This window comes from Bradyrhizobium sp. 17, from assembly GCF_023073515.1.
Taxonomy (GTDB): domain Bacteria; phylum Pseudomonadota; class Alphaproteobacteria; order Rhizobiales; family Xanthobacteraceae; genus Bradyrhizobium; species Bradyrhizobium canariense_D.
Map to the genome: position 1 here is coordinate 123,976 of NZ_JADPJQ010000120.1, position 14,790 is coordinate 138,765.

10 protein-coding genes are annotated in these 14,790 nt (G+C 62.7%); 3 read left to right on the top strand and 7 right to left on the bottom strand.

Annotation, left to right across the window (positions count from 1 at the left end; all coding sequences use genetic code 11):
- Positions 1–4,023 (bottom strand): FecR domain-containing protein (locus IVB13_RS29705; RefSeq protein ID WP_247491045.1); only part of this gene is annotated, 4,023 nt, incomplete at its 3' end.
- A gap of 729 nt (positions 4,024–4,752) precedes the next feature.
- On the opposite strand from IVB13_RS29705, the gene IVB13_RS29710 reads away from it, so the two are divergent.
- Both IVB13_RS29710 and IVB13_RS29715 read left to right on the top strand, forming a co-directional pair.
- Positions 4,753–5,484 (top strand): transglutaminase-like cysteine peptidase, encoded by a 732-nt coding sequence (locus IVB13_RS29710; RefSeq protein ID WP_018458192.1) that lies wholly within the window; start codon positions 4,753–4,755, stop codon positions 5,482–5,484.
- Between the two features lie 100 nt (positions 5,485–5,584).
- Positions 5,585–6,709 (top strand): lysozyme inhibitor LprI family protein, encoded by a 1,125-nt coding sequence (locus tag IVB13_RS29715; protein WP_247491047.1) that lies wholly within the window; start codon positions 5,585–5,587, stop codon positions 6,707–6,709.
- A 162-nt stretch (positions 6,710–6,871) separates the two neighbouring features.
- Here the strand turns inward: IVB13_RS29715 and IVB13_RS29720 are convergent, their stop codons facing one another.
- The 6 genes from IVB13_RS29720 to IVB13_RS29745 form a co-directional block, all read right to left on the bottom strand.
- Entirely contained in the window at positions 6,872–8,071 is a 1,200-nt protein-coding gene (locus IVB13_RS29720) for an ABC transporter substrate-binding protein (RefSeq protein WP_026233521.1), read from the bottom strand.
- A 79-nt stretch (positions 8,072–8,150) separates the two neighbouring features.
- Positions 8,151–9,989 carry an AMP-dependent synthetase/ligase gene (locus IVB13_RS29725; protein ID WP_018458189.1) on the bottom strand — a complete coding sequence of 613 codons (1,839 nt, stop codon included), beginning with the start codon at positions 9,987–9,989 and terminating at the stop codon, positions 8,151–8,153.
- Positions 9,990–10,114: 125 nt separating this feature from the next.
- On the bottom strand, positions 10,115–10,903 hold the full coding sequence (locus IVB13_RS29730) for an ABC transporter ATP-binding protein (RefSeq protein ID WP_018458188.1): 789 nt from the start codon (positions 10,901–10,903) through the stop codon (positions 10,115–10,117).
- Positions 10,904–10,907: 4 nt separating this feature from the next.
- Complete coding sequence (locus tag IVB13_RS29735; RefSeq protein ID WP_018458187.1) at positions 10,908–11,666, bottom strand: ABC transporter ATP-binding protein; 759 nt, start codon at positions 11,664–11,666, stop codon at positions 10,908–10,910.
- Complete coding sequence (locus IVB13_RS29740; RefSeq protein WP_018458186.1) at positions 11,663–12,814, bottom strand: branched-chain amino acid ABC transporter permease; 1,152 nt, start codon at positions 12,812–12,814, stop codon at positions 11,663–11,665. Before IVB13_RS29740 ends, IVB13_RS29735 begins: the two co-directional genes overlap by 4 nt.
- Positions 12,815–12,818: 4 nt before the next feature.
- Positions 12,819–13,694: a branched-chain amino acid ABC transporter permease gene (locus tag IVB13_RS29745; protein ID WP_018458185.1), complete on the bottom strand. Its 876-nt coding sequence runs from the start codon at positions 13,692–13,694 to the stop codon at positions 12,819–12,821.
- Positions 13,695–13,957: 263 nt separating this feature from the next.
- Between IVB13_RS29745 and IVB13_RS29750 the strand changes: the two genes are divergently transcribed.
- Entirely contained in the window at positions 13,958–14,707 is a 750-nt protein-coding gene (locus tag IVB13_RS29750) for an ABC transporter ATP-binding protein (RefSeq protein WP_026233520.1), read from the top strand.
- Positions 14,708–14,790: the final 83 nt, after the last annotated feature.

Below are 14,790 nucleotides of genomic sequence, written 5' to 3' on the forward strand. Positions count from 1 at the left end.
AACCGTCGAGCCCTGGTCGATCGTCAGCGCACCGTTCGCCAGCACTTCGATCGTACCGGTGCTCGCGTTCGTGACCGTCTCGTGGTCCAGCGCGTTGCCGGTGCCGCTGACCTTGAAGGCCGCGTTGTTGTTCAGGATGCCACCGCTCAGCACCGCAGCGCCGGTCAAATCGATCTCGCCATTGCCGGTGACCGTGCCGGTGCCGTTGATCGTCGCCCCGTTGACCGTCAGCTTGCCGTTGGCATCGACCGTGACGTTACCGGCATTCGCGACCGTCGAGCCCTGGTCGATCGTCAGCGCACCGTTCGCCAGCACTTCGATCGTGCCGGTGCCCGCGTTCGTGATTGTTCCATGGTCTAGCGCGTTACCCGTGCCGCTGACCTTGAAGGCCGCGTTGTTGTTCAGGATGCCGCCGCTCAGCACCGCAGCGCCGGTCAAATCGATCTCGCCATTGCCCGTGACAGTCCCGGTACCGCTGATCGTGGCGCCGTTAACTGTCAGCTTGCCAGCGGAATCGATCGTGACGTTGCCGGCATTCGCGACAGTCGAGCCCTGGTCGATCGTCAGCGTGCCGTTCGCCAGCACCTCGATCGTGCCGGTGCTCGCATTCGTGATCGTCTCATGGTCGAGCGCGTTGCCGGTGCCGCTGACCTTGAAGGCCGCATTGTTGTTCAGGATGCCGCCGCTCAGAACCGCGCCGCCGGTCAGATCGATCTCGCCATTGCTGGTGACCGTACCGGCACCATTGATCGTGGCGCCGTTCACCGTCAGCTTGCCGTTGGCATCGACCGTGACGTTGCCGGCATTCGCAACCGTCGAGCCCTGGTCGATCGTCAGCGCGCCGTTCGCTAGCACTTCGATCGTGCCGGTCGTCGCATTCGTGATCGTTTCGTGGTCCAGCGCGTTGCCGCTGCCGCTGACCTTGAAGGCCGCGTTGTTGTTTAGGATGCCGCCGCTCAGCACGGCAGCGCCGGTCAGGTCGATCTCGCCGTTGCCGGTGACAGTCCCGGCACCGTTGAGCGTGGCGCCATTGACTGTCAGCTTGCCGTTGGCATCGACCGTGACGTTACCGGCATTCGCGACCGTCGAGCCCTGGTCGATCGTCAGCGCGCCGTTCGCCAGCACTTCGATCGTGCCGGTGCTCGCATTCGTGACCGTCTCGTGGTCCAGCACGTTGCCGGTGCCGCTGACCTTAAAGACCGCGTTGTTGTTCAGGATGCTGCCGCTCAGCACCGCAGCGCCGGTGAGATCAATCTCACCGTTGCCGGTGACCGTGCCGGTGCCGCTGATCGTGGCGCCGTTGACCGTCAGCTTGCCGGTGGCGTCCACCGTGACGTTGCCGGTGTTGGCGACGCCGGAGCCCTGGTCGATCGTCAGCCAGCCATTCGCCAGCACCTTGATCGTGCCGCCGGACGTGTTTGCGACGGTCTCGTGGGCGAAATCCGCCGTGCCCTTGACGTTGACCGCCCCTGAATTGTTCAGCGTGCCGTTCTTGAGGACGCTGCTGCCGTCGAGTTCCAGCGTGCCGGCGATGGTGACCGTGCCGCCGCTGATGGTGGCGGTGTCGACGATCAGCGTCGTGCCGGCATCGGCCTTCAGCGTGCCGCCGGCATTGTTAATTCCGGCGAGCGTCTTCAGCGTGCCGCCGAACAGCTCGATCGTGCCGGAATTGGTGATTGTGGTGCCGTTGGCGAAATCGCCGCCGCCCTTGAGCGTCAGGTAGCCGGCATTGGTGAGGACGCTGCTGTCCAGGAACTCAGCCTTGCCACCAACCGAGATCGTGCTTGCCGTGAAATTGGTGAGCTTCGAATCGGCCTTGAGGCTGATCTCGCCCGCAATCGTCAACGCACTCTTGTTGATGACTTCCGGCGCCTTGTGGCCGACCGCGGTGTCGTAGTCGTTCATCGTGATCGACTTGGCAAAGGCTGCCGTGTCGATCGTCACCGGATAGGACGGCGTCAGCCCATGCAGCTGGTCGGTGATGACGATGACGTCGTCATTGATGGTCGGGACCGTGCCGGTTGCCCAGTTGGCCGCATCCTTCCAGAAGCCGCCCGAGGGAGCGCCGGGCTTGTCGGTCGCGATCCACACCACGGCGGGAGCGTCGGTGCCGGTGATCGTGACGGTGATGGTCTGCTGCGAGGTGGCGCCTTGCGCGTCCTTGAGCGTCACGGTGTAGACCAGCGTCAGCACCTCACCCTTGGGGATGAAGTCGGCGAGATAGACCGGCAGGTCAGCCAGCGACCAGTTGATGGTGCCGGTGCCGTCTCCGGTGCTATCGGCGCCCGCCGCGATCGCGACCGACATCGCGCTCTGGAACGCCGCAAGCGGCCCCGGCGGAACGGTGCCGTCAGGCAGGGTCGCGCTGCTCAACGCCACCGACACCGTATGCTTGTCGGTGAGATCGACGTCGTCGAAGCTCAGCGTGCCCGACGTGGGAACATCGCTGGTGAGCGGGCCACCCGGCACGCTGGTGCCGCCTTCGAAGATGATGGTCGGAACGCTGGTGGTGATCACCGGCTTGTCGTTGGTGCCGGTGATCGTGATGGTGATGTCGATGGTCGACGTTTCGGGATTGACCGAGAAATTATTGTTGACGCGGACCTTGTAGGTCAGCGTCAACGTTTCGCCCGCCGCGAGGAAGTCGAAGACGTGGTCGGGAATCGTGTAGGTCCAGACCGCCGAGCCGTTGTTGTTGTTACCGGCGGCTGCGGCCACGCTGAGCTGGATCTGCGTTGCCGCGATGTCCTGCTTCTGGAGCGCAGAGAGCGCGCCGGTGACATCCTGCTGGCCGGCGTTCTTGTAGACAAAGTTCGGCGCATCGCCGAGGTCTATGCTCACCGTTGGCAGATCGGCCAGGTTTTGATCGACGAAGGTGATGCGACCGGAGATGGTATCGTAATGAGTTGTGTCGCCGGTCGTGCCCGCGCGCTCGATCATCTCGAACGCCGTCTTCACATTGCCGTTGAGATCGAGGCTTTGACGAACGGGCGGGCCGGGAATGCGGGTGCTGGTCGACGGATTATGGCCGGTCCCCTGCGATCCCGGCTCAGGGAGATGCGTGAAGGTCGCGGTCGCGGTGGCACCGGTATCCGTCTTGATGAAGACAATGTTGCCGGTCTGCGTGATCGAGTCGGTGAAGTTCTGGGTCAGCTTGGTGTTGCTGTTGTTGTCCGTGAACTTCAGCGTGAACACGTCCGTGATCAGCTTCTGGATGTCCGGCGACATCAGCGCATTGGAGATCGAGACGTTGCCGCCGCTGATCTGGATCATCTGGCCGGCCTGGTTGACCGTCGCGATCGGCAGCAGCGTGACCTTGTCGAACAGGATGTAGGAGCCCGTCGTGCCGTTCGGCTCGACCAGCACCTGGAAGCTTGCCTGCGGCTGCGGATCGCCGCCGCCAGCGGGAACGACGAAGTTGATCTGGCTCAGCACCGCCGTACCGCGGATGCCCATGGTGGCGACCGGCGTGTCGACCTTCATGTCGCCGTGCTTAGCGGTCTCACCGGCAACGAAAGTGATGGTGCCTGCGACCAGACTGAGCAGAGAGGAATTGTTCGACCCGTTGGGGTCGTAGACCATATCGTTCAGCACCATCCGCGCATTGGAGGACAGGCCGAACACCGTGCCGTCGATGAACGTAATGCCGAGCGTCGAGTCGCCGCCGGTCGAGACCACGTCGCCCTTCTCGACGTTGTCGCCATTGTTCAGGATGACGGAGACGCCGTTACGGACCGCGGTCGCGCTGCCGGAGAGCTTGGTGACGTGGCCGATGACCTGCGCGGCGGCAATGCCTGAGGCGGCCTGCGCGTATTGCACATGGCCGGTGAGTGCGTTGACGACGTCGCCGGTGAGGTGCGCGCCGTCGGGCGAGGCGATCGCCGCGCGCTTGTCGCCCCTGAAATAATCGTGAACGACGAAATCGTGCCCATCATGAGACAGCACGAGATCGAGACCGGCGCGCTTGAAATCGCCGTTGAAGATCAGGTTCGGGTCGGGAACCACGAATGCGCCATCGGGCACGTGGCCGTGTGCCTTCGCAGTAAAGGAATCGACATGGCCATCGGCGGGCGATCGGGAACCCAAGCCGTCCAAGGAAATCGCGGCGTCAAATTTCCCAGCGTAATTCAATCCGGGCACCAAAAAAGGAGTTAAAATCTAAGTAAGTATCGCTCGCCTAAACTTGCATATCATTACCAAGTCCTTAGCGAAACCACCTATTGCTTGTGTGATTTCGCATCACCAAGCGGTCGATGCTCTCGGACGGCTGGGCACCTGCAGGGAAGCCAAAGTAATCTTTCAAATACTCATAAGTAAAGTAGCGCTTATTTTCGCTCATTTTCAGTAACCTCATGTATTCTATTGCAGAAATCTGGCAATAGATACTTCTGTCATCTTTTGTTCGTGGTGCCCCGCACCACCCTGCGGCAAATACGGGGCCAAATCTGTGATCCAGCTAACAGAACTCACGAAATAGCCAGCCGTTAGCCATAAGGCGCAGAATCAGTTCCACAACAACTTCTGCCTGCAATTGGTCCCTCTTCGCGGCAACTGCCGCCCTCCTAGCCGGCGAATCGTAAAATTTTACGCAATATGAGCAGGCCCGTTTCAGCCTGTTGCCCGGTTTTGGGACCCCAGGCCGGGCGCGTTAAGCAGAACAAAACCGCCCGCCTCGCACTATCTCCGCGAAAGCAACAAAGCCCGGCACGTGCAGGTCGAGGGGGACCTGGCGAAGCCGGAAGGGGATGTCAGATGGAGACCGCTGCTCGTTCGCGCGCTTGGCGCGCTATCCTTGTGCTGTGCGGATTGATCCTACTCGGATCGGCCGCCGAGCTTCGCGCTGGCACGCTACTATCGCCGGGAGCCGGCGTCCTCGTGCGCAAATCCGCCGAGCCGTTCGGCGTGTTCGCCTTCGCCATCTCCGCCGGCAGCCTGCAACAGAAATGGCTCGCCCTGAGGTCCAGGCTCGACGATGACATGGTGCAGCTCGCCCTGTGCGACGGCGATCGGGACAATTGCGCTTCGCCCGCTGCGCTGAAACTGCTCGCGATCGTCGACCAGGCCCGCAGCCGTGACGGCCGCGCCCGGCTGGGCGAAACCAATCGCGCCATCAACCTCGGCATCCGCGCCGCCGATGACGGTTCTGAGGACGTCTGGAGCTCGCCGCTCGCGACCTTCGCGCGTGGCGCCGGGGATTGCGAGGACTATGCCATTGCCAAGCTCGCCGCTCTTAAGCTCGCGGGCATTGCCGCGGAAGATCTCCGCATCGTCGTGGTGCGCGACCTCAGGGCCGGCGAAGAGCATGCGATTGCCGCTGCACGGCTCGACGGCCACTGGCTGATGCTCGACAACCGTCGCATGGCAATGGTCGAGGACGACGCTGCACGGAGCTACCAGCCGCTGTTCGTGCTCTACCAGTCGGCCGTGTTGAAATATGTCGACGAGCCCGTGCGGTTCTCGATGATCGCCGCCGAGGCGCGTTGATCTTGTTGTAGCCCGGTATAAAGTACGCTTACCCCACAAAGTCATTTCGCCGCGCGATTCGGGACGCTAGCATGCCCGCGGCTATGCGGGGGCGACTGGAATGCGGTTCATCGTGCTGACTATGCTTGCGCTGCTGGCCTTGCCGGCGGCTCCAGGCTTCGCGCAATCCAGCCCGTCCGACCGCTCCGTCGCCGACAGGCTGCCGCTGTTCGCCAGGAACAACTGCCAGCAGATCCGCGATCCCGGCAATCAATTGTTCTGCGGTGATGCCGAGCTTGCCGCCGCCGCCGAGAAGCTGAGCACGGGAATCGAGGCGCGGCTTGCCCGCCTGCCCGATCGCCTGCCCGGGATCGAGGAGAACGCGATCTGGATCCGCCAGCGCAATCTCGGTTGCGGCATCGTCGGCCAGACCGCGATCCGCGCCGAAGATTTCGACCGGGTGAAGGCATGTCTTCGCAAGGTGACCGATGAGCGCGCAGCGATCGTACGCGATCCGGATTTCGACTGTCTCGCCGCCAACACCGCCGCGGGCGCGCTGATCTGTGCGGACCCGTCGCTGGCGCTGGCCGAGACTGAGTTGAACAGCCAGGTTCTCGGCCTGATCGGCAAGCTCGATCCGACCGCGGCGCGCTTTGCCTTCGCCGAATACGGCCGGTGGACGCGGGAGCGCGATCGCAAATGCAATCTGGTTGGCAAGGAGAACGTGCCGCTCGGGGAGCTCGAGTCCGCGGAGGACTGTCTCGCCGGCTATCTGAAGCACAAGGCTGACGAGATTGGCACGGCGAAAGGCGATCCGAAGAAGGTGTTCGGCCGGCAGGTCGCAGCCCACTCGCCCGACACCGATGCCGTCGATTTCTGCGCCGCGCGAATCCACGCGGCCAATTCCTGCGGCAACTTCCTCCGCATCAACCGCGTCTACGCACTCGACAGCCAGGTGGGCGAGCAGGAAGCGCAGGTCACGGGCGAGATCGAGATGGCCGTGCTGGCGCCCTTCGCCACCTGCAGCAAGATCGCCACGACCTGTACGGGCACCTGCTGGGATGCCAGAACGGGTCGTCCGCAGCCCGGCGTCGGCAACAAGGAGCGCTCCACGGACGCCTTCAACGTCACACGCCGCCTGCGGATCCAGCGCACGTTTGCATTTGTCAAAGCCGCCGATGGCTGGCGCTGCCGGGAAGACGAACTGGCCCCGGTGAATTCAGGCACCGCAGGTGGGGGATCGTAGGGCTGTGTGCTCTCCCTCTCCCCGCTCTTCGCAGGGAGAGGGTTGGGGTGAGCGGCTGCTTCAGCGAATCCGGTGACAGTTAGACTCGCGGAGAGCCCCCTCACCGGGAAATTTGCTGCGCAAATTCCCGCCTCTCCCCGCATGCGGGAAGAGGCGAAGAAATCAAAACATCAGATTGTCCTTCACCAGAACCCAGCGGCCGCCCTTGACCTGCTGCACCTGGGTGATGGTGTTGGCGAGGTGGTCGGTCTTGGAGAATTTGGTCGGCGGCGAGTTGAAGATGTCGAGGAACTTGTCGCCCGATTCCAGCGCGTCCAGCATCTTCTGGCCGGTCAGATCCTTGCCCGCCTTGTTGGCGTAAAACGCGAACGTCATCACCGCATTGTAGCCAATGATGGCCTGCGTGTTGGCATCGGTGCTGAACATCTTCTTGTAGTTGACCAGCCAGTCCTTCACCTTGCCCTTTGCGGTGTCCTCATAGGGAATCTCGAATCCGGACGCAGCATAGAGGCCTTCGACCGCCTCCTTGCCGAGCATGGGCACCTCCATCACGTTGGTCGGCGTCGCGCCGAGAAAGGTGACCTCCCAGCCGAGCTTCTTGGCTTCCGTCATCGCGCCGATGGGCTCACGGAGCACAGCGCCGAGCACAACGAGGTCGCAGCTGTCGGACTTCATCTTGGCGATCTGCGCGCTGAAGTCGGAGGCACCGCGCTTGTAGCTCGTGATCGAGGCCGGCTGCACCTTCATGGCAGTAAGCTGCTGGTTGAAGCCGTCGAGCACGTTCTTCCCGTACTCGTCGTCCTGATGCATGATGCAGGGTTTCTTGAAGTTCTTCCACTCCATCATGTATTTCAGCGCCGCCCGCGTACTCTCGACATAGGGCAGCAGATTGTTGAACTTCAGCCGCTCCTGCGGCTTGGCGGGATCGAACTTGAACGTGAACTCCGCCGCCGTCAGCGGGAAGAGCTGAAGCACGCCGGCGTCGAGCAGGATATCCTGCGCCGCCAGCACGGTCGGCGAGCCCATTGGCCCCACCATCGCGAAGATCTTGTCGCGCTCGATCAACTTCTGCGACGCGAGCACGGCCTTCTTCGGATCGTAGCCGCTGTCCTCGACGACAAGCCGAATCTTCCGCCCCTGGACGCCGCCGGCGGCGTTGATCTCCTCGACCGCCATCTTCATGCCGTTCGAGACTGGCACACCCCAGCCCTTGATCGGCCCCGACAGATCCTGATGGGTGCCGATGACGATCTCGGAGGCCGAGATGCCCTCATTGGTGACCTTGGTCTGCGCCGCGGCAGGCAGACAGGTGAGCACCACCGCGCCTGCCGCAAAGCCGAACGTTTTCAACGATCTCGACATTGAAGTCTCCTCTCCTTGGGGCCCTTATGATGCGAAGGGTGGGGCCTTCACTCCTTCCCTGTTATTCAAACAAGATCGTTCAAGCCACCGCCCGCGCCGGATACATCGCGTCGATCTCGGCGGCATAACGCTTGTTCACGAAGCCGCGCTTCAGCTTCATGGTTGGCGTCAGCTCTTCGTCCTCCGGGGTGAGCTGGCGTTCGATCAGATAGAATCTCTTGATGGTCTCGACGCGGGCGAAATTGGCATTGACCGTTTCGATTTCGCGCCAGATCAGGTCCTGGATCTCCGCCGCGCGGCACAGGCTGGCATAATTGGTGAAGGGGATGTCGTGGTCCTGCGCGAATTTCTCGACATTCTCCTGGTCGATCATCACGAGGCAGGTGAGGTATGGCCGCTTGTCGCCGATCACCACGGAATCCGAGATGTAGGGCGAGAATTTCAGTTGATTTTCGATTTCGGACGGCGTGATGTTCTTGCCCCCGGAGGTGATGATGATGTCCTTCATCCGGTCGGTGATGCGGACGAAGCCCTCATTGTCGATGGTGCCGACGTCGCCGGTATGCAGCCAACCGCGATGGTCGATGGTCTCGGCTGTCCTCTCCGGCTGGTTCAGGTAGCCCATGAACAGGAAGTCGCCCCTGATCAGGATTTCCCCCTCGGGTGACAGCGCGACTTCGCCCCAGGAAACCGCCTTGCCTACCGAGCCGAGCTTGATCCGCTCCGCCGGCATCATGGTGGCGACCCCGCAATTCTCGGTCTGGCCGTAGACCTCGTGAATGTCGATGCCGAGCGCGAGATACCAGCGGATCAGCTCCGGCGCGATTGGCGCCGCGCCGGTGAAGGCGATGCGGCAACGGTCGAGCCCGATCATGCGTCGGATGTTGCGGAAGACGACCCGGTAAGCGATGCCGTTGGCGAGCCGCAACGGCAGCGGCGGCGGCTTGCCTTCAATCCTGCAATCGACCATGCGATAGCCGATGTCGATGGCGCGGCGGTAGACCCATTGCTGCAACCGCGTCGCATCCTTCAGCGCGATGGTGATCGCGGAATAGAATTTCTCCCAGATCCGCGGCACCGCGAGGAAGATGGTCGGCTGCACCTCGCGCAGATTGTCCGGCACAGTCTCCGGACTCTCGGCAAAATTCATCACCGAGCCAAGCGCGACCGAGATGTAATAGCCGCCGATCCGTTCGGCGACGTGGCAAAGCGGCAGGAAGATCAGCCGGTCCTCGTTCTCGCGCGCCGGAATGAAATCGTTGGCGTGCCGCATCTGGTGCGTGACGCTACGGTTGGCGTGCATGGCGCCCTTGGGCGGACCCGTGGTGCCGGATGTATAGACGAGGACCGCGAGATCGCTTGCGCTACGACTGTCGACCATCTCCTGCCACAGCGCCTCGCGGCCGGCCATGTGGTTGCGCCCGAGCGCGCGAAACTCGTCGAGCGACATCACCATTTCATCGGAGAAGCCGCTGAGGCCCTCCATGTCGAACACGATGATCTTTCGCAGAGACGGGCAGCGTGCGCGACAGGCCAGGATCTTGTCGAGTTGCTCCTCGTCCTCGGCGAAGATCACCTTCGTCCGGGAATCGTTGACGAGATATTCGACTTGGGATGAGGCATCGGTCGGATAGATCCCGGAAGAGACGCCGCCGGCGCACAGAATGCCCATGTCGACATGGACCCATTCCGGCACGGCGTTGGCGATGATGGAAGCAACGTCGCCGGGCCTGAAGCCGATGGCATGCAGCGCGTAGGCGACCTCCTTCGAGATCTCCAGCCATTCGCGCCAGCTGGTCGGCTGCCAGATCCCGAATTTCTTCTCGCGTATAGCCGGCCTGTCGCCCCGCGTCTCCGCGGCGCGCAAAAAGCTTTTCGCGATCGTGTCAGCGACCGTCAGCACCGCCGGTCGGGCCATGCACGTCTCCTCCCTGTCGCGTTCCCCTCCGCTGCCTGCCTTGCCGGCGGTCTATATTGGCGGATGGGCTTTGGTATTTAAGGCTTTTTCTAACGCCAAGTCTTCCCTTAACGCCAAGTCTTCCTCTAACGCCAAGTCTTCTTCTTTTTCCAGCGCCGCTCGCCTCGTGCGCCCGCTTCCTTGGCGCCAAGGTAGAATTCCTGGATGTCCTTCGAATGCATCAAGCGGTCGCAGCTGTCGTTCATCACGATCCGGCCGGTCTCCAGTACATAGCCATAATGCGCCGTCTCCAGCGCCACCTTGGCGTTCTGCTCGACCAGCAGGATCGACATGCCCTGCTCCTCGTTGACGCGCCGGATGATCGCGAAGATTTCCTTCACCAGGATCGGCGACAGCCCAAGCGAGGGCTCGTCGAGCAGCAACAGAGTCGGCCGGTTCATCAGCGCGCGGCCGATCGCGAGCATCTGCTGCTCGCCGCCGGAGAGCTGTCCGGCCGGCTGGTTGATGCGCTCCTTCAGCCGCGGGAAATAGCCGTAGACGCGCTCCAGATCGTCCGCAACGCCGTTACGATCCTTGCGCGGATAGGCCCCCATCATCAGGTTCTCGCGCACGGAGAGGAACGGGAACACCTCGCGTCCCTCCGGCACGTGGCTGAGGCCCAGCCGCACGATCCTGTCCGCCTCCATGCGTTGAATCGACTTGCCCATGAACTCGATGGCGCCCTTCTGCGGATCGAGAATGCCCGAGATCGTCTTCAGCACCGTCGTCTTGCCGGCGCCGTTGGCGCCCAGCAGCGTGACGATGCGGCCGCGCGGCACTTCGAGCGAGATGCCGCGGATGGCCATGATCGGCCCGTAATAGCTCTCGATGTTGGAGAGTTTCAGGATGATGTCTGGTGTTACCACGGCATCCATCGCGTCAGGCTCCCAGATAGGCGGCAACGACATCGGGGTGCTGTTGCACTTCGGCGGGCGAGCCCATCGCCAGCACCCGGCCGTAGTTCAGGGCGATGACGCGGTCGGAGACGCGGTTGACCAGCGACATATCGTGCTCGACCATGAGCACGGTGACGCCGAGCTCGCTCTTCAGGTCGCGGATCCAGAACGACATGTCGTCGGTCTCCTCCACGTTGAGGCCGGAGGACGGCTCGTCGAGCAGGATCAGCTTCGGCTCCGAGCACAGCGCGCGGGCCAGCTCGATCACCTTGCGCACGCCGTAAGGCAGACCCGAGATCAGCTTGTCGCGGTAGGGCTCGAGATCGAGGAATTCGATGACCTGTTCGACCCTGCGGCGATGCACCTTCTCGTCGGCGCGCACGCCCGGCAGGAACAACAGCTCCTGCCAAAGCTGCGTGGTCGAATGCCGGTGGCGGCCGACCAACAGGTTCGACAACACCGTCGCATTCTCGAACAGTTCGATGTTCTGGAACGTGCGGGCGATGCCGAGCCTTGCGATGTCGTGGGGCGGCTGCTCCGTGATGTCCTGGTCTTCGAAGAAGATGCGACCCGAGGTCGGGCGGTAGATCCGCGAAATCAGGTTGAAAATCGAGCTCTTGCCGGCACCGTTGGGCCCGATGATCGAGAGGATCTCGCCCTTCTCGACCGCGAACGACACCGCATCGACGGCCTTCAGCCCACCGAAATGCAGGGACAAGTTCTCGGCGCGAAAATAGCTCATCGGTTGCGCTCCGACTTCACGTAGATCTTCTGCCGCTTGAAGGTGGCGCGCTTGTAGAGCGGGAACAGCTGGAAGAAGAGTTTGATCTTGAGCCAGCGGCCGTAAAGCCCGAGCGGCTCGAACAGCACGAACAATACGATGATGATGCCGTAGATCGCGCCTTTCAGGCCGTTGAGCGAGGCAAAGGCCGCGACCTTGGACTGGACATTGGCTGCGGCTTGCGTGCCCGCTCCGAAGGTCGCTGCAATGCCGGCGATGATGCCGGGCATGTCGTCCTTGAGGTAGGTCAGGAACGGATCGATCATCACGATGAAGATTGCCCCCAGCACCGCGCCGTGCAGGCTGAAGGTGCCGCCGATCAGGATTACGATGATGAACTCGATCGAGAGTTGGAGCGTGAACATCTCCGGCGAGATGAAGGAGAGCTTGTGCGCAAACAACACGCCGGCGAAGCCGGTGATCGCCGCGGAGATCGCAAAGGACTTCACCTTGTACAGCGCGACATTGACGCCCATGCTGCGCGCAGCGGTCTCGCTGTCGCGGATCGCGACGAAGGCGCGCCCGGTGGGCGAACGCAGCAGATTGAGCGTACCGACGATGGTCAGCACCAGCACGGCGAGGCAGAGGAAATAGAAAGTGGGGCTGTCGCGCGGCACCGCAACGCCGAGCAGCGACAGCGTCTTCACCCGCATGCCCTCGTTGCCGTGGGTCACGCTCTCCCAACGCGCCAGGATCTCCTCGACGATCAAGGCGAAGGAGATAGTGGCGATGACGAGGTAGATGCCCTGGAGCCGCAGCGCGGGAAAGCCGACCAACGCGCCAATGCAACCGGACAGAAGGCCTGCGGCGAGGAAGTAGACCGGGAACGGCACGTTGTACGTCTGCAAGTACGCCGCCGTGTAGGCGCCGATCGCGAGGAACGCCGCGTGCCCGAGCGAGGCCTGCCCGGTGAAACCGGTCAGGATCAGCAGCGCCACGCCGACGGTCGCATAGATGCAGACGAAGACGAGCTGGCTCATCAGATAGCTGGAGAGCACATAGGGCGCGATCAGCAGCACGGCCAGCAGGAGACCGTATGAGACGTAATAGCCCGAATGCGGAAACAGCCTGATGTCGTCCTCGTAGTCGGTCTTGAACAGGAAGCGCATGCGTTCAGACCTTCTTGCGGACGTGAAGGCCGAACAGGCCTTCGGGCTTGAGCAAGAGCACGGCGAGCAGCACGATGTAGGGCGCGACGTCCTTCCAGCCCTCGGCCAGATAGAAGCCCGCCATGCTCTCGATGACGCCGATCAGGACGCCGCCGACCACGGCGCCGGGGATCGAGCCGAAGCCGCCGAGCACGGCGGCCGGAAACGCCTTGAGGCCGAGCACGAGGCCGACATTGGAATGGATGAAGGTGATCGGCGCCAGCAGCACGCCGGCGCAGGTCGCGACCGCCGCGCTGATCGCCCAGACGATCGACACCACGCGCTTGACCGGAATGCCCATGTAATAGGCCGCGAGCATGTTCTCGGAACTGGCGCGCATCGCAGTGCCGAGCGTGGTCTTGTTGAAGAACAGATAGAGCAGCGTGCACAGGATCATGGTCGCCGCGATCACCGAGAGCTTGTCGTAGGCGAGCACCAGCGGGCCGATGCGCAGCACGCCCTGGCTAAACGGCGTCTCGATCTTCAGATCATCGGTCCCCCAGATCATGCCTGCGATCGAGCGCAGGAAATAGCCGAGCCCGATGGTGGCCATGATGATGGAGAATTGCGGATAGCCGAGGATCGGGCGCACCACCACGCGCTCGGCCAGCATGCCGAACAGCGCCATCGCCGCCACCGCACCGGCAAAGCCGATCCAGTAGTTCAGCCCCATCATGCCGATGAAGGTGAAGGCAAAGAAGCCGCCCAGCATCATCAAATCGCCCTGGGCGAAATTGACGACCTCGGTGGCTTTGTAGACAAGCACGAAGCCGAGCGCGATCAGGCCGTAGACGCAGCCGAGCGCAACACCGCTGACCAGCTGCTGAACGAAATCCAGCATCGTCGCGCATCCTCCCGATACAACCGGCGGTTCTTCCTGACCGCCTTGCCGCATCTTGTGTTCAGTCGCTACGCAGTCGTTTCGCTGCGTTCGCGCCATTCGTCCCTTCACCAATTCAGCCTGAACCGCCAAGCGCTGTCAACAAACGGTGACTTGCCATTAGTCCAATCCGGATGACGGAATTTGCGGCAGCGCGATTCACGGTGCCGAAACATCTTCGGGGCATGGTCGCGAGCGATGCAAAACCGCAAGGTGTGGCCGTGATGAAGCGGGACGACTCGGCGCTCGAAGTCATGGGGTTAACGAAGTGTTTTGACCGTCTGGCGGTCGATAACCTCGATCTCACCATCCATGCCGGCGAATTCTATGCGCTGGTCGGCCCCAACGGCGCCGGCAAGACCACCACTTTGCGCATGGTTGCAGGCCTTTTGCGGCCCGATGCCGGCTCGGTCTCCATCTTCGGCATCGATGCGCTCCAAAACCCCGTCGCCGCCAAGCAGGTGATGGCGTGGGTCTCCGACGAGCCCATGATCTATGACAAGCTCACGCCGCTCGAATATCTCGAGTTCGTAGCCGGTCTGTGGGGCATCGCACCATCGGCCTCGGAACCGGTCGCCGCGGAGCTCCTGAACTCGCTCGGGCTCGAGCCGCACCGGCACGAACGCTGCGAGGGCTTTTCCAAGGGCATGCGCCAGAAGGTCGCCCTCGCCGGCGCCCTGGTGCACGATCCCCGCCTCATCATCCTCGACGAGCCGCTGACGGGACTGGACGCCGTCTCCGCCCGCCATGTCAAGGGACTCCTGAGCGAGCGCGTCCGCGCCGGCTGCACCGTCATCATGACCACGCATATCCTCGAGGTCGCCGAACGCATGGCCGACCGCATCGGCGTGATCGCAGCCGGCCGCCTGGTTGCCGAGGGCACGCTGACTGAGCTCCGGCAGCAAAACGGGCACGCCGATACCAGCCTGGAAGATCTCTTCATCGCGCTGGTGACCCTCCAGGAAGCCGCATGAGCTCGGCCACCGCGCTGTCCTGGTTCGCCCGCCACGAGCTCCGGCTCGCCTGGCGCGAATGGCTCGCCATGATGACCGGCGGG